Source organism: Microcella indica (assembly GCF_013414345.1).
Lineage (GTDB): Bacteria > Actinomycetota > Actinomycetes > Actinomycetales > Microbacteriaceae > Microcella > Microcella indica.
Map to the genome: position 1 here is coordinate 2,436,606 of NZ_CP058670.1, position 17,970 is coordinate 2,454,575.

25 protein-coding genes are annotated in these 17,970 nt (G+C 70.8%); 16 read left to right on the forward strand and 9 right to left on the reverse strand.

The window, feature by feature from the left end:
* The first annotated feature begins 271 nt into the window (after window positions 1–271).
* Together HUJ41_RS11870 and HUJ41_RS11875 are read left to right on the forward strand one after the other, a co-directional pair.
* On the forward strand, window positions 272–1,126 hold the full coding sequence (locus HUJ41_RS11870; RefSeq protein WP_179872712.1) for a DUF4097 family beta strand repeat-containing protein: 855 nt from the start codon (window positions 272–274) through the stop codon (window positions 1,124–1,126).
* Window positions 1,123–1,797, forward strand: a complete 675-nt coding sequence (locus tag HUJ41_RS11875) for a PadR family transcriptional regulator (RefSeq protein WP_179872713.1) — start codon at window positions 1,123–1,125, stop codon at window positions 1,795–1,797. Before HUJ41_RS11870 ends, HUJ41_RS11875 begins: the two co-directional genes overlap by 4 nt.
* Before the next feature lie 6 nt (window positions 1,798–1,803).
* On the opposite strand, the gene HUJ41_RS11880 is transcribed toward HUJ41_RS11875, so the two are convergent.
* Window positions 1,804–2,460 (reverse strand): hypothetical protein, encoded by a 657-nt coding sequence (locus HUJ41_RS11880; RefSeq protein ID WP_179872714.1) that lies wholly within the window; start codon window positions 2,458–2,460, stop codon window positions 1,804–1,806.
* Window positions 2,461–2,543: 83 nt separating this feature from the next.
* On the opposite strand from HUJ41_RS11880, the gene HUJ41_RS11885 reads away from it, so the two are divergent.
* Both HUJ41_RS11885 and crcB read left to right on the forward strand, forming a co-directional pair.
* On the forward strand, window positions 2,544–2,984 hold the full coding sequence (locus HUJ41_RS11885; protein WP_179872715.1) for a fluoride efflux transporter FluC: 441 nt from the start codon (window positions 2,544–2,546) through the stop codon (window positions 2,982–2,984).
* A gap of 3 nt (window positions 2,985–2,987) precedes the next feature.
* A complete protein-coding gene (gene crcB, locus HUJ41_RS11890; RefSeq protein ID WP_218925616.1) occupies window positions 2,988–3,350 on the forward strand; it encodes a fluoride efflux transporter CrcB in 363 nt (120 codons plus the stop codon).
* Here crcB and HUJ41_RS11895 read toward each other — a convergent pair.
* Window positions 3,339–3,512: a hypothetical protein gene (locus HUJ41_RS11895; RefSeq protein WP_179872716.1), complete on the reverse strand. Its 174-nt coding sequence runs from the start codon at window positions 3,510–3,512 to the stop codon at window positions 3,339–3,341. The genes crcB and HUJ41_RS11895 overlap by 12 nt on opposite strands.
* Before the next feature lie 2 nt (window positions 3,513–3,514).
* Complete coding sequence (locus HUJ41_RS11900; protein WP_179872717.1) at window positions 3,515–4,618, reverse strand: NAD(P)-binding domain-containing protein; 1,104 nt, start codon at window positions 4,616–4,618, stop codon at window positions 3,515–3,517.
* A 161-nt stretch (window positions 4,619–4,779) separates the two neighbouring features.
* On the opposite strand from HUJ41_RS11900, the gene HUJ41_RS11905 reads away from it, so the two are divergent.
* Complete coding sequence (locus HUJ41_RS11905) at window positions 4,780–4,971, forward strand: DUF3073 domain-containing protein (protein WP_152583838.1); 192 nt, start codon at window positions 4,780–4,782, stop codon at window positions 4,969–4,971.
* 117 nt (window positions 4,972–5,088) lie between these two features.
* On the forward strand, window positions 5,089–5,352 hold the full coding sequence (locus HUJ41_RS11910) for a type II toxin-antitoxin system Phd/YefM family antitoxin (RefSeq protein WP_179872718.1): 264 nt from the start codon (window positions 5,089–5,091) through the stop codon (window positions 5,350–5,352).
* Here the strand turns inward: HUJ41_RS11910 and HUJ41_RS12880 are convergent.
* Complete coding sequence (locus HUJ41_RS12880; protein WP_255508267.1) at window positions 5,346–5,474, reverse strand: hypothetical protein; 129 nt, start codon at window positions 5,472–5,474, stop codon at window positions 5,346–5,348. The two genes, HUJ41_RS11910 and HUJ41_RS12880, sit on opposite strands and share 7 nt — an antisense overlap.
* Between HUJ41_RS12880 and HUJ41_RS11915 the strand changes: the two genes are divergently transcribed.
* Window positions 5,422–5,748, forward strand: coding sequence for a type II toxin-antitoxin system VapC family toxin (locus tag HUJ41_RS11915; RefSeq protein WP_224744630.1), 327 nt, complete (start codon window positions 5,422–5,424; stop codon window positions 5,746–5,748). The two genes, HUJ41_RS12880 and HUJ41_RS11915, sit on opposite strands and share 53 nt — an antisense overlap.
* Before the next feature lie 17 nt (window positions 5,749–5,765).
* On the opposite strand, the gene purM is transcribed toward HUJ41_RS11915, so the two are convergent.
* Window positions 5,766–6,860: a phosphoribosylformylglycinamidine cyclo-ligase gene (gene purM / locus HUJ41_RS11920; protein WP_179872720.1), complete on the reverse strand. Its 1,095-nt coding sequence runs from the start codon at window positions 6,858–6,860 to the stop codon at window positions 5,766–5,768.
* 73 nt (window positions 6,861–6,933) lie between these two features.
* Here purM and purF point away from each other — a divergent pair, with 73 nt between their 5' ends.
* Window positions 6,934–8,391, forward strand: coding sequence for an amidophosphoribosyltransferase (purF, locus tag HUJ41_RS11925; RefSeq protein WP_179872721.1), 1,458 nt, complete (start codon window positions 6,934–6,936; stop codon window positions 8,389–8,391).
* Here the strand turns inward: purF and HUJ41_RS11930 are convergent.
* Window positions 8,388–8,768, reverse strand: a complete 381-nt coding sequence (locus HUJ41_RS11930) for a hypothetical protein (protein ID WP_179872722.1) — start codon at window positions 8,766–8,768, stop codon at window positions 8,388–8,390. The genes purF and HUJ41_RS11930 overlap by 4 nt on opposite strands.
* A gap of 35 nt (window positions 8,769–8,803) precedes the next feature.
* Window positions 8,804–9,196: a sterol carrier family protein gene (locus HUJ41_RS11935; protein WP_179872723.1), complete on the reverse strand. Its 393-nt coding sequence runs from the start codon at window positions 9,194–9,196 to the stop codon at window positions 8,804–8,806.
* 50 nt (window positions 9,197–9,246) lie between these two features.
* Here HUJ41_RS11935 and purD point away from each other — a divergent pair, with 50 nt between their 5' ends.
* The 6 genes from purD (at window position 9,247) to HUJ41_RS11965 (ending at window position 14,811) form a co-directional block, all read left to right on the forward strand.
* Window positions 9,247–10,500 (forward strand): phosphoribosylamine--glycine ligase, encoded by a 1,254-nt coding sequence (gene purD / locus HUJ41_RS11940; RefSeq protein ID WP_179872724.1) that lies wholly within the window; start codon window positions 9,247–9,249, stop codon window positions 10,498–10,500.
* Entirely contained in the window at window positions 10,500–11,369 is an 870-nt protein-coding gene (locus tag HUJ41_RS11945; protein ID WP_179872725.1) for a phosphoribosylaminoimidazolesuccinocarboxamide synthase, read from the forward strand. The genes purD and HUJ41_RS11945 overlap by 1 nt, the downstream gene beginning before the upstream one ends.
* Before the next feature lie 146 nt (window positions 11,370–11,515).
* Complete coding sequence (locus HUJ41_RS11950) at window positions 11,516–12,397, forward strand: VOC family protein (protein ID WP_179872726.1); 882 nt, start codon at window positions 11,516–11,518, stop codon at window positions 12,395–12,397.
* Window positions 12,398–12,514: 117 nt separating this feature from the next.
* Window positions 12,515–13,303 (forward strand): SGNH/GDSL hydrolase family protein, encoded by a 789-nt coding sequence (locus tag HUJ41_RS11955; RefSeq protein ID WP_179872727.1) that lies wholly within the window; start codon window positions 12,515–12,517, stop codon window positions 13,301–13,303.
* A 39-nt stretch (window positions 13,304–13,342) separates the two neighbouring features.
* A complete protein-coding gene (locus tag HUJ41_RS11960) occupies window positions 13,343–14,134 on the forward strand; it encodes an SGNH/GDSL hydrolase family protein (RefSeq protein ID WP_179872728.1) in 792 nt (263 codons plus the stop codon).
* Window positions 14,131–14,811, forward strand: coding sequence for a nucleoside/nucleotide kinase family protein (locus HUJ41_RS11965; RefSeq protein ID WP_179872729.1), 681 nt, complete (start codon window positions 14,131–14,133; stop codon window positions 14,809–14,811). Before HUJ41_RS11960 ends, HUJ41_RS11965 begins: the two co-directional genes overlap by 4 nt.
* Before the next feature lie 21 nt (window positions 14,812–14,832).
* Here the strand turns inward: HUJ41_RS11965 and HUJ41_RS11970 are convergent, their stop codons facing one another.
* Entirely contained in the window at window positions 14,833–16,008 is a 1,176-nt protein-coding gene (locus tag HUJ41_RS11970; RefSeq protein ID WP_179872730.1) for a mechanosensitive ion channel family protein, read from the reverse strand.
* Between the two features lie 119 nt (window positions 16,009–16,127).
* Here HUJ41_RS11970 and purS point away from each other — a divergent pair, with 119 nt between their 5' ends.
* Together purS and purQ are read left to right on the forward strand one after the other, a co-directional pair.
* On the forward strand, window positions 16,128–16,397 hold the full coding sequence (gene purS / locus HUJ41_RS11975) for a phosphoribosylformylglycinamidine synthase subunit PurS (RefSeq protein ID WP_179872731.1): 270 nt from the start codon (window positions 16,128–16,130) through the stop codon (window positions 16,395–16,397).
* Window positions 16,397–17,092, forward strand: a complete 696-nt coding sequence (gene purQ / locus HUJ41_RS11980; RefSeq protein WP_179872732.1) for a phosphoribosylformylglycinamidine synthase subunit PurQ — start codon at window positions 16,397–16,399, stop codon at window positions 17,090–17,092. Before purS ends, purQ begins: the two co-directional genes overlap by 1 nt.
* A 16-nt stretch (window positions 17,093–17,108) precedes the next feature.
* Here purQ and HUJ41_RS11985 read toward each other — a convergent pair whose 3' ends face one another.
* Window positions 17,109–17,867, reverse strand: a complete 759-nt coding sequence (locus HUJ41_RS11985) for a hypothetical protein (RefSeq protein WP_179872733.1) — start codon at window positions 17,865–17,867, stop codon at window positions 17,109–17,111.
* Window positions 17,868–17,970 lie beyond the last annotated feature (103 nt).

Below are 17,970 nucleotides of genomic sequence, written 5' to 3' on the forward strand. Positions count from 1 at the left end.
TTGACGCTGCGTCAAGGTCAAGACATTCGCGACGCGAGCTCCCGGTGACGTGCGCGACTCGGCTGCTCGCGTGGCCGAAAGTGACAAACCACGTGGAATGTTTCGCGTGGTTTGTCACTTTCGGCGTGATTAGGCGCGGCGTGGCGCCCTGGGTCGGACCAGTCCGGGGCTCCCTCTTGCGCAGGTCGCGCTCGCGATATATCGTGAGTTCCGAACACGCGATATATCGCGTTATGGATGCCCCGCCGGGGCTCGAACGAGGAGCACGTCTATGGCCCAGGAGACCTGGATCGTCACCGACCCGACCGTCATCGATCTGGAGATCGTGCGGCGGCTGAAGGTGGGCTTGATCGGCGGGCAGATCGACATCGTCGGCGACGACGAGCCGGGCGCCCGCGTGGAGGTGCACTCGGTGTCGGGTCGCGACCTCAAGGTGGCGCTCGAGGGCGACACACTCGTGATCGACCACCCGCAGCTGAAGTGGGAGACCTTCTTCGAGAACTTCCGCCTGTTCGGGGTGAAGGCGCGGGCAGAGGTGAGCATCCTGGTGCCGCGTACGGCGACGCTCTCGTTCAACGCCGTGTCGGCGGAGGGCCTCATCAGCGGGCTGCACTCCGAGGTGACCGTCAACACGGTGAACGGCGACGTGGTGCTCGACGGGGTCGTCGGCGACGTGTCGGTGCACGCGGTGAACGGCGAGGTGTCGGTGCGCGGGCTGCACGGCGATCTGACGGTGCAGACGGTGAGCGGCGACGTGACGGCGTCTGGTGAGATTCGCCGGTTCATGTGCGACGGCGTCTCGGCGCACGTGGTGGCCGACCTGCACGGCGGGCCCGATCGGGTGCGCAACAGCACGGTGTCGGGCGACCTGACGGTGCGGCTCGACGCGGGCCGCCCGGCCCAGTACTCGATCAGCACCCTGAGCGGTCGGCTGCAGCTGGACGACGCGCAGATCAGCGGGGTGAAGGGCCAGTACACGGGTCGCTACGGCGAGTTGGCGGGGTCGTTCACGGAGGTGCGCGCCCACTCGGTGTCGGGTGACGTGTCGGTCGTGCACACGGTGCGCGCAGCATCCGGTGATGCCGCTGCGGATGGCGAGCCTGCCGCTTCGGAGGCCGCCTCATGAGCCCCGCGGTCTTCGGCCACGGTCACTTGCGCCTGTACCTGCTGTTCGTGCTCGACGAGCGGCCGATGCACGGCTACGAGATCATCCAGGCGCTGAGCGACCGCTTCGGGGGCACGTACGTGCCGTCGGCGGGCACGATCTATCCGCGCCTGGCGAAGCTCGAGACGGAGGGGCTCGTCACGAAGGAGTCGGACGGCCGCAAGACGGTCTACGCGCTCACCGATGCGGGGCGGGCCGAGCTCAACGACCGGCGCGACGAGCTGGAGGGCATCGAGAACGGCATCGGCGATTCGGTGCGGCGCCTGGCCGACGAGGTGCGCGCGTCGGTGTCGGAGGCGATGACGACGCTGCGGGCCGAGCTTGCTGCGGGTCGCGAGGCGGGTGCCGCATCGTCGGCGACGGCGTCGAGCGCCGCGCGTGACGCCGCACGGGAGGCTCACGAGGCGGTGCGGGATGCGACGACGTCGCTGCATTCGACGCTGCACGAGTCGCGGTCGGATGCTCGGGCTCAGGTGCAGCGCGCCGAGGTGCTGCTCGCCGAGTTTCGTCAGGACGTGCGCACGGAGCTGCGCTCGGCGGCGGCGCGCGGAGACGAGCTCGAGGGCGCAGTCGACGAGCTCGAGTCGCGGTTGTCGCGCCTGCGCGCCGACGTGCTGAGGCTCGTGCGTTAGGCGCGGTTACTCAGCCCAGCGCAGCGGCACGTAGAGGTCTTGCACGCGGTCGGCCGACGCCGTGTGGTCGTTGCGCGTGTACAGCCCGCACTCGACCTCGCGGCAGTCGACGTTCTCGTCAGCGGCGGGCGGCAGCTCGATGTAGGCGGTGAAGGTGCCGGCCTCGCCGTCGTCGAAGGAGCGCGCGCCGAAGAGCCGCCAGGCGAAGGCTTCGTTGATCCAGTTGGAGGCGGCGTACTGCACGACGCCTTCCTCGAACTCTTCGACCTCCTGCGAGCCGACGCCTCCGAGGCACGGGCCGGGCTTGCCGTCGAGCTGCTCGGGTATCGCGCACACGGCCACGTAGAGGCCACGCGACCCGTCGAACCCGTCGCCCGTGACCACGAGGCGGTCGCCCGCGCTGACGGAGTCGAGCTGGGGCGCATCCCCGTCGGGTGTGGCGACGGTGAGGGTGCGCGTGCGCTCGTCGTCCCCGGTGGCGGTGACGCTCGTCGGATACCCGTCGACGCGCGCCTGCCCGGAGGAGCCCTGCGGCGTCGCGAGCAGGATGGGCACGACGACGAGGGCGACGAGCACGAGCACGATCGCGAGCAAGCCGCCGACGATCCACGGCCAGAGCCGCCGACGCCGCGGCCGATCGGCTGAGGGCGCGGCGTCAGTCACCCGGCCAGTGTAATGAGCGCACCTCGGCGTCGGCAGGGCCGTTGGTCCCGCGCATCGGGCCCGGCGGGGCTAGGCTCGCGCAGGTGACGGCACCGGTACGCAGCAGGGCGGGCGCGTCCCCACGCGACCTGCTCGCCGTGTTCGTCGGCGGCCTCATCGGCACGACCCTGCGCGTGCTCCTCGACGTGGCGATCGTGCACGACCTGGAGGAGTTCGCCCTCAGCACCCTGCTCGTCAACGTCGTCGGAGCCTTCGTGCTCGGCCTGCTCGTCGCGGCCCTCTGGCCTCGCGTGCCGGGCTGGGTGCGCGTGGGGCTGGGGCCGGGCATCCTGGGGTCGTTCACGACGTTCTCGGCGCTCGCCGTCTCGATCGTCGCCCTCGCACAAAACGGCGATGTCGTGGGCGCGATCCTGTCGATCGTGCTCAGCATCGGGTTCGGGATGCTCGCCGCCTGGCTCGGCCTCGTCCTCGGTTCCCGGTTCCCGGCTCGCGTCCGGTGGTTCGCCCTCCATGGTGGAGGTTGAGGAGTGACCCCCCTCGTGCTGCTTGCCGTCGCCGTGGGCGGAGCCCTCGGCGCCGTCCTCCGTCAGCTCACCTCGGTGAGCCTCGCGGGCCGCGGTCGCATCCCGTGGGGAGTGCTCGTGGTCAACGTCGTCGGGTCATTCGTGGCCGGGCTCGCGCTCGCCGCCCCGCTCGACCCCACCGTGCAGCTGATCATCGTGAGCGGCGTGTGCGGGGGCCTCACGACCTTCAGCACGTTCGCCGTCGAGACGATCCAGCTCGTGTCGGAGGGCAAGCACCGCGCTGCAACCGCGAGCGTCGCCCTCAACCTCGCCCTCGCCGTTCCTGCCACGCTCCTCGGGCTCACCGCCGCGTTGCTACTCGTCTGAGCTCTCACTCGCCTCGCGCTCGGCAGCGTCAGCAGCGCGCCGCTCCGCCAGCTTCTGCCGCGTCGGCGGTATCACCACGGTGAAGAAGATCACCCCGATGACGAGCAGGATCACCCCGAGCACGATGGGCGTCACGATGAGCACGATCGTGATCAGGTCCATGCCTACCGTCCCATCTTGCTGAGCGTCGCGACGACCTGCCGCGCGATGTTGCGCCCGGCCCGGTTCGCGCCGATGGTCGAGGCAGCGGGCCCGTAGCCGGCGAAGAAGACGCGCGGATCGCGCTCCGAGTGGTGGCTCGCGACGGTCACGCCGCCCTCCTTCTCGCGCAGCTTGAGGGGGGCGAGGTGCCGCAGCTCGGGGCGGAAGCCCGTCGCCCACACGATCGCCTGCGCCGGCTGGAAGACGTCGAACTCGTCCCAGCGAACACCGTCCGGCTCGATGCGGTCGAACATCGGCCGATACTCGAGCACGCCCCGATCGACCGCCGCCTGGATGCGCCGCGTGCGGGGCACGCCCGTGCCGCTCACGATGCTCGGCAGCGCCCGACCGGCGCGCGCCGCGTCGTCCTGCGCAGCGACGGCCTTCTCGGCGGCCTCGAGGTTGAGCACGGCCTCGTCGAGGAACTGGGGCGGCCGCCGCGTCGCCCACGTGATGCTGCGCGCGTGTGGCTCGAGCTCGAGAATGAAGCCGATAGCGCTCGTACCGGCCCCGACGACGACGACATCCTGATCCGTGAAATCGGTCGCATCCGTGTACTCGGCCGTGTGCACGTGACGGCCCTCGAATTCGCGGATGCCCGGATAATGCGGCACGAACGGCGAGCCCCACGTTCCGGTCGCATTGACGATCGTCGACCCGGCGAGCTCCAACGGCCCGTTCTCCGTGTCGAAGCGCACGAGCAGCGGCCCGCCGAGATCCTCCACGCGCGTGACCGACGCGGGCCGCACGACCTGCAGGCCGTAGTGCTCCTCGTACTGCGCGTAGTAGTCGGCGACGACGTCGCGCGCGGGCGCGTGGTGGTCGGCCGTCTCGAAGCTCAGGCCGAGCTCGTCCATGCCCGGCAGGTCGTTGACGCGGTGCGCCGAACCGAGCCGCAGCGCCTCCCAACGGTGCTGCCACGCGCCGCCCGTGCGCGGCCCGCGATCGAGCACCACGAACTCCTCGCCCGGCTCGAGGCCGAGGCGGCGCAGATAGAAGGCGACCGAGAGACCTGCTTGGCCCGCACCGATGACCACGCAGGAGGTGGTCAGATCGGGCGCGCTCACCCGGAATAGGCTACCGGGCGCACTCGACCGCGAGCACCGCAGGGAGGCTGGTCGAGCAGGGCTCGCGTGATAAACTTCGCCACAGTTTTTCTACCATCCCGACTCGGCGCTCTCGGTCCTTCACCGGGCCATCCGTCGACACACTTGTGAGGGGGTCACGCATGGGGCGCGGCCGACAGAAGGCAAAGCACACCAAGGTGGCACGCGAGCTGAAGTACTCCAGCCCGAACACCAACCTCAGCGCGCTCGAGCGTGAGCTCGGCGTGCCCTCGAGCGAACCCGACTACGAAGACAAGTGGGCGCACCTCGTTGAGGACGACGACGAGACGGAAGACGACGCGCAGACTGCGTGACGCTGGCGGGTGCACCCATCCCTCCATCCCAACGATCCATCAGCGGCAACACTCCCCAGCGGAGCCACTGACTGATCCCTGCACCGTGATCTCGGCCATTGTTCTACAATGAAGAACATGGCAGAAGTCGGAATTCGAGCGCTCAAGCAGAACGCGTCCGCGGTGGTGGCCGACGCGGCTGCCGGCGAGACGGTCACGATCACTGATCGTGGTCGCCCGGTGGCGCAGCTGACCTCGATCGCGGCATCGCCACTGCAGCGCATGCTGGCCAACGGCACGGCGCGCCGTGCGCGTCGTGACCTCGCCTCGCTTCCCGCGCCAACCGAGGCCCCGCCTCTGACTCCCGTCCTGGCCGAGATCCGCGACGACGAGCGCTACTGATCCGTGGCGCTGTACTTCGACACATCCGCACTCGTGAAGCTCGTCGTCGCAGAACCTGAGACGACCGCCTTGCGAGACGCCGCGCGCGTATCGACGGTCGAACCCGTCAGCAGCGACCTCACGCGAACCGAGCTCCTTCGCACGGTTCGTCGCGGTGCTCCAGACCGCCTGGTGTCGGCACGTGAAGTGCTCGAGGCGCTCACACTCGTACCGGTGACGACCGAAGTGTGTGAAGCGGCCGGGAGGCTCGAACCTCGAACACTGCGTGCTCTCGATGCTCTGCACCTGGCTTCAGCGCTGGGCCTCGGGGACGATCTGGAGGCCGTCGTCACGTACGACCACCGCCTCGCCGACGCGTGCCGCGCGAACGGTGTCGCGGTGCTCGCGCCGCACTGATCGAGCGGATGCTCCGCTCAGGCCCGGTAGGAACCGACGAGCCGCGCGGCTCCCCCCGTGACGCCCTTGGCGCCCTGCTCGAACCCGTCGAATTCGCGCGCCGCAGTCGACACGCTGCCCGCCACCCATGCGGGCACTGAGCGCGACTCGAGAGCCGCGACGACGTCGGCCGCACGGTCCTGCGCGACGACGGCGAGCATCCCGATACCGAGGTTCCACGTTCCCTCGGTCGACTCGAGGCTGTCGCCGGCGAGGTCGGCGAGCACGCGGAAGACGCTCGGCGGGCTCCAGCTCGTGCGGTCGAGCTCGACCCAGCTGCCGAAGGGCAGCACGCGCGCCAGGTTCGCGGCGAGGCCGCCGCCGGTCACGTGGCTGAGCGCGTGAACGGCTCCCGGATGCTCGGCGAGCAGCTCGAGCAACGGCGCCGTGTAGAGCGCGGTGGGAGTCAGGAGCGTCTCGCCCACGACGCCCCCGAACTCGGCCAGCTCATCGTGGTACCCGATGCCGCGCTCGGCCAAGATGTGCCGCACGAGCGAGAAGCCGTTGCTGTGCAGCCCGCTCGACGCCATCCCGACGACCACGTCGCCGTCGCGCACGCGGTCGGGGCCGAGCAGCTCATCGGCCTCGACGACGCCGACCGCGGCGCCCGCGACGTCGTAGTCGTCCGGCCCCAAGAGCCCGGGGTGCTCAGCGGTCTCACCGCCGACGAGGGCGGTGCCCGTCGCGGAGCAGGCCTCGGCGATGCCGCGCACGATGTCGGCGATGCGCTCGGGGTGCAGCTTGCCGCACGCGATGTAGTCGGTCATGACGAGGGGCTTCGCGCCGACCACGACGATGTCGTCGACGACCATCGCCACGAGGTCCTGCCCGATCGTGTCGTGAATGTCGAGGGCCTGCGCGATCGCGACCTTCGTGCCGACGCCGTCGGTGCTCGAGGCGAGGAGCGGGCGGCGGTAGCCGAGCAGGGCGCTCGCGTCGAAGAGCCCGGCGAAACCGCCCACGCCGCCGACGATCTCGGGGCCGTGCGTGGCCGTGACGGAGGCCTTCATGAGCTCGACGGCGCGATCCCCCGCGGCCGTGTCGACGCCTGCCGCGGCGTAGGAGTTCGTCATTCGTTCATCCCATCCGCGGTCTGCCAGACTGGTCGCAAGCAGTCACCACTCTACGGTCTGGAGCAGGCACCGCATGTGCGGCATCGTGGGGATCGTCTCGTCGAGCCCCGTCAATCAGCAGGTCTACGACGCACTCGCCCTCCTGCAGCATCGGGGCCAGGATTCGACCGGCATCGCGACCGCCGAAGGGCGCGTGCTGCACTTCGTCAAGGCGAAGGGTCAGGTGCGCGAGGCCTACCGCACGCGCGACATGCGCTCGCTCCTCGGCACGATGGGGCTCGGCCACGTGCGGTACGCGACGCGCGGCTCCGCCTCCAAGGAGGAGGAGGCGCAGCCGTTCTACGTGAACGCGCCGTACGGCATCATCCTCGTCCACAACGGCAACCTCACGAACACGCGCGAGCTCACGCGCGAGCTGTTCGAGGTCGACCGCCGGCACCTCAACACCAATAGCGACACCGAGCTGCTCGTCAACGTGCTCGCCCACGAGCTGCAGCAGCAGGTGAGCGGGGAGGATCTCGACCCCGACCAGGTGTTCGCCGCGATCAGCCGCCTGCACGAGCGCGTCGAAGGCTCATACGCCGCCATCGCCCTCATCGCCGGCCACGGTCTACTCGCCTTCCGCGACCCGTTCGGCATTCGCCCCCTCGTGCTCGGGCGCCGCACGACGGGCCTCACCGGCGACGAATGGATCGTCGCGAGCGAGTCGCTCGTGCTCGAAGCCGGCGACTACGAGATCGTGCGCGACCTCGCCCCCGGCGAGGCCGTGTTCATCGCCTCCAACGGCGAGATGGTCTCCCGCCAGTGCGCCGCGAACCCGCGCCTCGCGCCGTGCTCGTTCGAGTACGTGTACCTCGCGCGGCCCGACTCGGTCATGAACGGCATCTCCGTCTACGAGGCGCGCCTGCGGCTCGGCAACCGGCTCGCGACCTCGATCGAGCGCTACGCCCCCACGGGCAATATCGACGTCGTCATGCCGATCCCCGACTCCTCGAGGCCCGCCGCGATGCAGGTCGCCCAGAAGCTCGGCATCGAGTACCGCGAAGGCTTCTACAAGAACCGCTACGTGGGCCGCACGTTCATCATGCCGGGGCAGTCGGAGCGCAAGAAGAGCGTCAAGCAGAAGCTCAACGCCATGTCGAGCGAGTTCGCCGGCAAGAACATCCTCATCGTCGACGACTCGATCGTGCGCGGCACCACCTCGCGCGAGATCGTCGAGATGGCGCGCGCCGCCGGCGCCAATGAAGTCACCTTCACCTCGGCGGCCCCGCCCGTGCGCTACCCGCACGTCTACGGCATCAACATGCCCACCTCGCGCGAGCTCGTGGCCCACGGCCGCAAGATTCCCGAGATCGCCCAGGAGATGGGGGCAGACCACCTCATCTACCAGGAGGTGGAGGACATGCAGGCGGCGATTCTCGAGGGCAGCGGCATCACCGAGCTCGAGATGAGCTGCTTCACCGGCGACTACATCACCGGCACCGTGAGCCCCGAGTACCTCGCGTGGGTCGAGGCCAACCAGAACAGCTAGTTCTCGTCGCCGGGCGACTCAGGCTCAGCAGTCTCCGGCTCGGCAGTGTCAGGCTCAGCAGTCTCCGGCTCAGCGGGCACCTCTTCGCGCTCCATCTCGATCGTGCGAGCGCGACGGCGGGAGCGCCGATCGGCGAGCACCGCGAGCACGGCACCGACCAGCACGCCGGCCGAGACGCCGTAGAGCGAGAAGTAGGCGAGCGAGGCCGCGAAGCCCACCCCGGGGTCGGCCTCGAACAGGCTCGTGACGATGAGCGTCGCCAGGAACCCGAGGAAGCCGCCGACGACGAGGAAGGCGCTGATGCGCGGCGCGCGGCGCACCGTGACGCGGTCGCGATCAGATGCGGGCTCGGATGCGGGGGTCGGCTGGTCGCTCACGCCCCCATTCTCGCGCACGGCGACTGGGCTCCGGCTCAGGGCAGCTCGAGCGGGAACAGCGCCGACAGGTCGGAGCGACTGCCTGACGCGCGCACGCGACCGGCCTGCGAGGCCTGCGACCACGAGAGGCCGCCGGTCGCGATGTCGAGGAAGGTCTGCGCGTCGAGCTCCACGACGTTGGGCGGCGTGCCGCGCGTGTGCCGCACGCCCTCGACGACCTGCACGGCGCCGAACGGGGGAACCCGCACCTCCACCGAGCGGCCCGGCGCCGTCTCGGCGAGCAGCTGCAGCGTGTAGCGCACGGCGAGTGCGAGCGTCTCGCGCGGGGGCGGAGCATCCGTATCGCCCCCCGCGGCCGGAGAGCTCGCCTCGGTGACCGCCCGCACGGCAGCGCGTCCCTCGGCGTCGTCGATGCGGGGCCTGGCCATGCCCCGAGAGTACGCCGAGCAGCGGCGCGCAGCGTCAGTAGGCTGGGCGGGTGAGAATCCTCGTCCTCGGCTCGGGCGCGCGCGAGCACGCCATCATCACCGCACTGCTCAGCGAAGACAGCGCGACACCGCACGACATCACGGCCGCGCCCGGCAACGCCGGCATCGCCGCCGTCGTGCCGACCGTCGCGCTCGACGCCACCAAGGGCGCCGTCGTCGCCGACTACTGCGTCGACAACGACATCGAGCTGCTCATCATCGGGCCCGAGGCCCCGCTCGTCGCGGGAGTCGCCGACGCCGTGCGCCAGCGCGGCATCGCCGTATTCGGGCCCGGCGCCGCCGCCGCGCAGCTCGAAGGCTCGAAGGCGTTCGCCAAGCGCATCATGGACACCGCGGGCGTACCCACCGGTCGTGCCGTGCGCGCCGGCACCCTCGCCGAGGTGGAGGCCGCGCTCGACGAGCTCGGCGCCCCGCACGTCGTCAAGGCCGACGGGCTCGCCGCCGGCAAAGGCGTCATCGTCACCGACGACCGCGCCGCCGCTCTCGCCCACGCCGAGAACTACCTGCAGCAGGGCGGGGTGCTCGTCGAAGAGTTCCTCGCCGGCCAGGAGGTCTCCCTCTTCTTCGTGAGCGACGGCCACACGGTGCTGCCGCTGAGCCCCGCGCAGGACTACAAGCGCGCGCTCGACGGCGACGCCGGCCCCAACACGGGCGGCATGGGCGCCTACTCTCCCCTGCCGTGGGCTCCCGAGGGCTTCGTCGACGAGGTGATCCGCACGGTCGCCGAGCCCACCGTCCGCCAGCTCGACGCCGAGGGCACCCCCTTCATCGGCCTGCTCTACTGCGGCCTCATCGTCACCGAGCAGGGCATCCGCGTCATCGAATTCAATGCGCGCTTCGGGGACCCCGAGACGCAGGTCGTGCTGCCGCGCCTCGCCACCCCCCTGAGCGAGCTTCTGTACGCCGCCGCCACCGGACAATTGAGCGGGATGCCCCGGCCCGAGTTCCGCGACGACGCCTGCGTGACCGTCGTGCTCGCGAGCGAGGGCTACCCCGAGTCCCCCCAGACCGGCCGCCCCCTCACCGGGATCGACGCGGCCGAGGCCGTCGAGGGCGTGCACCTGTGCCACGCCGCCACCGCCCGCACCGACGACGGCTACGTCGCCACCGGCGGTCGCGTGCTGAGCGTCGTCGCCACCGGCGCCGACTTCGCGCAGGCCCGCGCGCGCGCCTACGAGGCGATCGGGCTGCTGGAGCTCGAAGGCGGCCAGTACCGCACCGACATCGCGGCGCGCGTGGCCTGATGCCCGTGGATGCCCTCCCTCAGCTCGGCTGGCAGCACGCCTACTCGGGCAAGGTGCGCGACCTCTACGAGCACGCCGAACACCCGGCGCTCATGCTCGTCATCGCGAGTGATCGGGTCAGTGCGTTCGACCACGTGCTCGAGCCGGGCATCCCGGGCAAGGGCGCGCTGCTGACCGAGCTGAGCCGCTGGTGGTTCGACCAGCTCGACATGCCCAACCACCTCGCGGTGGGCGACCACCTGCCCGAGGTTCCCGCCGAGGTCGCCGACCGCGCGATGCTCGTGCGGCGGCTCGACATGCACCCCGTCGAGTGCGTCGTGCGCGGCTACCTCAGTGGATCCGGCTGGGTCGAGTACCAGGCCACGCAGAGCGTGTGCGGCATCCCCCTGCCGGCAGGTCTGCGCGACGGCGACCAGCTGCCCGAGCCGATCTACACGCCCGCGTGGAAAGCGCCGATGGGTGAGCACGACGAGAACATCACCTTCGAGCGCTCGGTCGAGCTCGTGGGTGCGCCGGTCGCCGCAGCGCTGCGGGATGCGTCGCTCGCGATCTTCGCGCGCGCGAGCGCTCTCGCCGCCGAGCGCGGGGTGATCCTCGCCGACACCAAGTTCGAGTTCGGCACCGACCCTGGCACGGGCGAGCTGACCCTCGCCGACGAGGTGCTGACCTCGGACAGCTCGCGGTACTGGGATGCCGAGCTGTATGCGGCGGGCGGGCCCTCGCGGCTCGACAGTTTCGACAAGCAGATCGTGCGCAACTGGCTCGCGTCCCACTGGGATCGCACCGGCACCCCGCCCGCGCTGCCCCCCGAGATCGTGTCGCGCACGGCGGCCCGCTACCGCGAGCTCCTCGCCCGCCTCACCCCGTAGTCCCGCGCCCCCTGTGCCAGATCTGGCGCGAAAGGGCGCGCGCGGGGAGAGCTGCTGCCCGTTCGTGCCAGATCTGGCACAGGGGGCGCGGCACCGCGGCGCGGCGCCCGAGGAATGGGGCGGGATGCTCGCGCGTTGACGCACGCATGACCGACTCCGCACGGCTCGCCGCCGACACCGCCATGGGCGCCGTCACCCTCGACGTCGCCGACCTCGATTCCATGACGGCGTACTACCGGGATGCGGTGGGGTTGAGCGTGCTGACCTCCGACGGGCCGGTCGTCGTGCTCGGGCGCGTGGGCGACGCGAGCGCAGCATCCGTGCCCGTCGTCGTTCTTCGGCACAGCCCGACCCTGAAGCATGCGGGGCCGCGCGAGGCCGGGCTCTTCCACACGGCGATCCTGTTCGAGACGCAAGCCGCGCTCGCCGCGGCGGTGTACACGGTCGCGACGGCGCATCCGCAGCGGTTCACCGGATCGAGCGACCACCTCGTGAGCCAGGCCTTCTACTTCGACGACCCCGAAGGCAACGGCGTCGAGCTCTACTGGGATCGCGACCGCACTCAGTGGTCGTGGGTGCACGGGCAGGTCGAGATGAGCACGCTGTTCCTCGACCCGAACGCGTTTCTGCGCGAGCACCTCACCGAGGAGGCGCTCGCCGCGCACGGCACCGCGCCGAGCGTCGTCGGCCACGTGCACTTGAGCGTCGGCGACACGGCGACCGCACGCGACTTCTACGTCGACCGGCTCGGCTTCGACCTGACGACCTCGTTCGGCGGGCAGGCGATCTTCGTGAGCGCGGGCGGCTACCACCACCACATGGCGATGAACGTGTGGCGCAGCGCCGGTGCCGGCCGCCGGATGCCCGCGCTCGGGCTCGGCCAGGTCGACATCTCCCTGCCGAACGCGGATGAGCTCGGCGCCACCGCCGAGCGTCTGCAGCACCACGGAGTGGCCGTGCGCGACGACGGCCGCACCCTCGAGCTCGACGACCCATGGGGCACGCGCATCCGCCTCGCCTCTGCGTAACCCGCACCCCCTGTGCCAGATCTGGCGCGAAAGGGCGTTCACCCTCGGGCTCGAGCGCCCATATGCGCCAGATCTGGCACAGAGGCGGGTGGGTGGGTGCGCCTAGACTCGCCACTCGTGAATGACTTCCGGCATCCGCGGCGGCTGCGGCTGAGCCGCGCGATCGCCGCCGCGCAAGCGCCCGTGCTGCTCGGGCAGGGCCGCAGGTTGCGCCGCGAGACGCCGCGGCTGCCCGACGCTCCCCTGCCCTGGGAGGGCAGGGTCGACGGCCCCGGCGGGGAGGGTGGCGGTAGCGAGCGAGTGCTGCGCCTGCTGGTCATCGGCGACTCGACCGCGGCCGGCGTGGGCGTCGACCACGCCGAGCTGGGGCTCGGCGGTCGCCTGGCGGAAGCGCTCTCCGCCCGCACCGGGCGACCCGTGCAGTGGTGGGCCGCGGGCCGCAACGGGGCGACCGCGCGCGACCTCGTGCGGCAGTACCTCGCCGCGGCCCTCGAGCGGCCCTACGACCTCGTCTTCCTCACGGTCGGGGCCAACGACGCCCTCGCCCTGCGCTCGGCCCGCGCCTTCCGCCGCGACATTCGACGCATTCTCGAGAGAACGTTCGCCGAGCATCCCCAGTCGGCACTGCTCATGTCGTCCCTGCCGGCCTTCTTCCGGTTCCGACTGCTCCCCGAGCCGCTGCGGCGCAGCCTGTACCGGCACTCGCAAGCCCTCGAGCGCGAGGCACGCGCGCTCGTCGACGCCCACCCCCGCGCCCACATGTCGCCGCCACCCCCGCCGTACACGGACGGCTTCTTCGCGAGCGACGACTTTCACCCGAGCGCGATCGGCTACCAGGACTGGGCCACCTTCGCGGTCGACGACGCCGACAGCATCGGGTTTCTGCGACTGCTCGACGACCACTGACCCGGCTCGTCGCCGTGACGCGCCCGTAGACTCGCGACCGTGCCCCCGACCTCCCGCCCGCAGACGTCCGGCCCGCAGTCTTCCCGACCGCTGCGCGGCCGCCGTCTGAGCCGGGCCATCGCTCTCGCGCTCGCCCCCGTGCTCGTGCCGCAGACGGTGAAGGTGCGCCGCACGGTGCCGAAGCTGCCAGAGGCGCCGCGCCCGTGGGAGGGCGGTGGCGGCACCGATCCGCTGCAGCTGCTCGTGCTGGGCGACTCGATGGCGGTCGGCGTGGGCGTCGACGATGCTTCCGAGGGTCTCGCCGGGCACCTCGCGGCGGGGCTCACGGAGCGGACCGAGCATCCAGTGCGATGGCGCGCCCGGGGGCGCAATGGGGCGACCGCGCGCGACGTCATCGACGACCACCTGGCCGAGGCTCTGAGCGAGCCTGCCGACCTCATCGTGCTGAGCATCGGCGCGAACGACGCCATGCAGGTGCGAAGCGACCGGGCGTTTCGGCGCGACGTGAAGCGCATCCTGCACGACATCTTCGCCGCGCACCCTGGTGCGATCGTGCTCATCGGGGCGCTGCCCGCCTTCCATCGCTTCGAGATTCTGCCGGAGCCGCTGCGCAGCACGCTCTCGCTGCACGCCCGCGCGCTCGACGTGGCCGCTCGTCGCGCTCTCGAGAGATTCCCGCGAGCGCATATGTCACCCGAGCTGCCGCCGTACAGCGAGGGGTTCTTCGCCACCGACGACTTCCACCCGAGCGCGCAGGGGTACCGGGAGTGGGCCGAGTTCGCCCTCGACGACGCGTGGTCGCACGGCATCGCCCGCGTCCTGCCCTCATGACCCGCGCGCGCGGCGGCACCGCCGACGACCGCGCGCGGCCCGAACGTCTCGCCGGTATCCCGGCTCTCGCGGCCGTCGTTGCGCGGCTACGCGACCATCACCCGCCCGCCTCAGGTCGCCTGCTCGTCGGCCTGGCCGGCACTCCCGGCGCGGGCAAGTCGACGGTTGCCGCCACGATCGCCGCCGCGCTGCCGGGCACCGCGGTGCTGCCGATGGACGGCTTCCACCTTCCGCAGTCCCGCTTGCGAGACCTCGGCCGCCGCGACCGCATGGGCGCACCCGACACGTTCGACGTGGCCGGCTTCACGACCCTGCTGGCGACCCTGCGCGAGGTCGACAACTCAGGACGAACCGTGCTCGCCCCCGGATTCGACCGCGAGATCGAGGAGCCGGTGGCTGACGCCGTGGCCCTGCGTCCTGAGTTGTCGACCGTCATCGTGGAGGGCAACTACCTGCTGCTCGATGACGGCGGCTGGGAGGCGATCGCACCGCTGCTACATGCCACCGTCGGCATCGTCGTCGACGACGCCATTCGCCGCGAGCGGCTCATCGCGCGCCACATCGCCTTCGGCAAGGCTCCGGATGCTGCACGCGCCTGGGCTCTCGGCCCCGATGAGCGCAACGCGGCCGCGATCGCGGCGACGCTCGAGCGAGCGGACTACCTGCTCAGCCCCTGACGGACCACAGCGCCGCCCGCCCTACGAGTCGGCTGTGCCGATGCCGTCGCCGGCGGCGAGCGCCGACGCCGCGTCGTCCTCGTCGGCGTGCTCCGTGCCGTCGGCGAGCGCTCGTCGCGACTCGGCGCGCTCGATGCTCTGGTTGCGGGAGGTGACGCGGCTGCGGGGCAGGATCTCGGGTCGCTGGTCGTGCACCCACTGCACGAGCTTCTCGCGCACGAGGCAGCGCAGATCCCACAGGGTGCCGGCGTCGGCTGCGCTCACGAGGGCACGAATCTGCACGAAGCCGCCGGTCGCGTCGGTGACGATGACGCCTGAGGAACGGCCGTCCCACATGTCGGTCTCCGCGAGGATGCGGTCGAGCTCCTGGCGCACCGCGGCGGGGCTCACCGTCCAGTCGACGTCGAGGTAGACGGTGCCGAGCAGCTCTGAGCTCTCGCGCGTCCAGTTCTGGAAGGGCGTCGTCGTGAAGTACGTGGAGGGCAGCACGAGTCGGCGCTGGTCCCACGTGTTGACGACGACGTAGGTGAGGGTGATCTCCTCGACACGGCCGTACTCCCCGTCGGCGATGACGACGTCGTCGATGCGCAGCGCGTCGCTGAAGGCGAGCTGCATGCCGGCGAAGAGGTTGGCGAGGCTCGACTGCGCGGCGAGGCCGGCGACGACGCTCACGAGCCCGGCGGAGGCGAGCAGGCTCGCACCGGCGGCCTGCGCACCCGGGAAGGTGAGGAGGATGGCGGCGACGGCGAGGATGACGATGAGGGCGGCGGCGAGGCGCCGCAGGATGGTGATCTGCGTCTGCATGCGACGGGCTACCCGGTTGTCGGGGCCGGTGACTCCGGTGGCTTCGTAGCGCAGGAGGATGCGGTCGAAGAAGAGTCGCACGACGGCGGAGATGAACCAGGCGCCGGCGGCGATCGTCAGGATGACGAAGACCCGCGTGTAGACATCGAGCCAGTAGTCGGCGGGCAGCGCGATGGCGAGCGCGATCCACACGGCGAGGGTGAGGAGCAGGATGCGGAACCGCCGCCGCGACGGCCCGAACGTCGCGTAGACCCCGGCCCACCGTCGGGCGATGAGCCGCACGATGAGGGAGATGAGGCCGACGACGAGGATGACGGCGACGAGCGCGACGAGCAGCGCGATTCCCACGTCGGCGAGCACCGGCCAGTCGATGTCGAGGTTCCAGTCGGGCATGGCGACTCCTTCTTCTCTAGCGCGAGCGGCTCGGGGCGGGCGGGGTGGTCGTGCCTTCCAGGGTAACCACGCCGGTAGACTCGCTCTCAACCCCACCCGCCTCATGCAGGGAGCCTTCTGTGCCCACGATCGTCGTCGAGGTCATGCCCAAGCCCGAGCTTCTCGACCCGGCTGGCAAGGCCGTCGCGGGTGCCCTGCACCGTCTCGGCCACGACCACGTGACGGATGTGCGCATCGGCAAGCGCTTCGAGCTCACGGTCGACACGGTCGACGACGAGCTGCTGAAGGGCATCGAGAAGGTCGCCGCCGACATGCTGTCGAACTCGGTCATCGAGACCGTGCTGTCGGTGGAGATCCTCGACGAGAGCCCTGCAGGAGAGACGCACTGATGCGCGTCGGGGTCATCACCTTCCCCGGCTCCCTCGACGACCGCGATGCGATGCGCGCGATCCGCCTGGCGGGCGCCGAGCCTGTCGCGCTGTGGCACGGCACGCACGACCTCATGGGTGTGGACGCGATCGTGCTGCCGGGCGGCTTCAGCTACGGCGACTACTTGCGGTGCGGCGCGATCGCGGCGAACTCTCCGATCATGGCGGAGGTGATCGATGCGGCGAACAGCGGGATGCCCGTGCTCGGCATCTGCAACGGCTTCCAGATCCTCGTGGAGACCCACCTGCTGCCGGGCGGGCTCGTGCGCAACGATCATGGCGACTTCATCCGCCGCGACCAGCGGCTGCGCGTCGAGAGCACCGACTCGGCGTGGACGAGCGGTTTCGAGCAGGGCGAGGAGATCACGATCCCGCTCAAGAACGGCGAGGGCGGCTTCATCGCCGACGAGGAGACGCTCGACCGCCTCGAGGGCGAGGGCCTCGTCGCCTTCCGCTACCTCGACGTGAACCCGAACGGCTCGCTGCGCGACATCGCGGGCCTGCGCAACGAGCGCGGCAACGTCGTCGGCCTCATGCCGCACCCCGAGCACGCGGTCGAGCCGGGCTTCGGCCCCGACACTCCCGCCGCGATGCGCTCGGGCATCGACGGGCTGACCTTCTTCACGAGCGTCCTGCACCAGAGCGTGCTGAGCTAGCTGCAGCGCGCCGCGCTCACCAGCCGAGTCGACGGGCGATCGCGTCAGCCGCCGCCGTCGGAAAATCCTCCCATCCCGGCTCGAGCACGCGGCGAGTCAGATCGAAGAGGCTCTTCGCCGCTCGTTCGGCCGGCTGCGCGATCGCTGCTTCGATGTCTGCGGCAACCTCGGGAAAGTCTGCCTCGAAGCGCCGCGTGGAATCGATGCCCGCCGCTTTGGCGAGTCCTCTGTCGACGGCGCGCGCCCGCAGTGCCTGCACCAGGTGCTTTACCGCCCACTGCCGGATGAACTGCCCGCCGTTGATCGTCTCGCCGCGTCGAAGCCGACCGGTGCCGATGAGCAGCTTCACGAGCACGAGCTGTGCGTCGTCGAGCACGTCGGTGACGGGCACGCGTGCCGCCCGCGACTGCGATTCCGCGATCACTCGCGCCACGGAACCGTCTGCATCGTCGACCGTGACGGTCGCCTCTTCGGCGAGCGCACCGGCCAGTTCGGTCGGCTCGGCGACGGCGAACTCGAGCACGTGTCCGTCTGCGTACACCGCGACGAATCCCAGGTCGCCTTCTCGTGCCGTCAGCACGAGGCGCTCCTGATCCGGTAGCCACGCGAGGTCCTGGCGCGCGATGGCCGCCGCTCCGGAGCCGGCGATCGCGAAGAAGTCGTGATCCGACCACTCGTCCCGCCGCGACGCGGCATCGTTCGAGCTGGAACCGAGCAGGGCGAGGCCGACGAGGGCCGGATGCCCGCGCACCGCCGTCGTGAGCGCAGCGGTCATGCGCTCGAAGTCATCGGCGTGGGACGGCAGAGAAGAAGTCATTGGTCACCTCGGGAAAAGGGTGCAATCGCACCAGCGGAAGAGTTGCTCGCTGCGACGCGGT

Bases quoted from the DNA above. Each gene is read 5' to 3' on its own strand.
- HUJ41_RS11870 (WP_179872712.1), top strand. From the start codon at position 272: ATGGCCCAGGAGACCTGGATCGTCACCGACCCGACCGTCATCGATCTG.
- HUJ41_RS11875 (WP_179872713.1), top strand. From the start codon at position 1,123: ATGAGCCCCGCGGTCTTCGGCCACGGTCACTTGCGCCTGTACCTGCTG.
- HUJ41_RS11895 (WP_179872716.1), bottom strand. From the start codon at position 3,512: ATGGACCTGATCACGATCGTGCTCATCGTGACGCCCATCGTGCTCGGG.
- HUJ41_RS11905 (WP_152583838.1), top strand. From the start codon at position 4,780: ATGGGGCGCGGCCGACAGAAGGCAAAGCACACCAAGGTGGCACGCGAG.
- HUJ41_RS11910 (WP_179872718.1), top strand. From the start codon at position 5,089: ATGGCAGAAGTCGGAATTCGAGCGCTCAAGCAGAACGCGTCCGCGGTG.
- purM (WP_179872720.1), bottom strand. From the start codon at position 6,860: ATGACGAACTCCTACGCCGCGGCAGGCGTCGACACGGCCGCGGGGGAT.
- purF (WP_179872721.1), top strand. From the start codon at position 6,934: ATGTGCGGCATCGTGGGGATCGTCTCGTCGAGCCCCGTCAATCAGCAG.
- HUJ41_RS11935 (WP_179872723.1), bottom strand. From the start codon at position 9,196: ATGGCCAGGCCCCGCATCGACGACGCCGAGGGACGCGCTGCCGTGCGG.
- HUJ41_RS11945 (WP_179872725.1), top strand. From the start codon at position 10,500: ATGCCCGTGGATGCCCTCCCTCAGCTCGGCTGGCAGCACGCCTACTCG.
- HUJ41_RS11950 (WP_179872726.1), top strand. From the start codon at position 11,516: ATGACCGACTCCGCACGGCTCGCCGCCGACACCGCCATGGGCGCCGTC.
- HUJ41_RS11965 (WP_179872729.1), top strand. From the start codon at position 14,131: ATGACCCGCGCGCGCGGCGGCACCGCCGACGACCGCGCGCGGCCCGAA.
- HUJ41_RS11970 (WP_179872730.1), bottom strand. From the start codon at position 16,008: ATGCCCGACTGGAACCTCGACATCGACTGGCCGGTGCTCGCCGACGTG.
- purQ (WP_179872732.1), top strand. From the start codon at position 16,397: ATGCGCGTCGGGGTCATCACCTTCCCCGGCTCCCTCGACGACCGCGAT.
- HUJ41_RS11985 (WP_179872733.1), bottom strand. From the start codon at position 17,867: ATGACCGCTGCGCTCACGACGGCGGTGCGCGGGCATCCGGCCCTCGTC.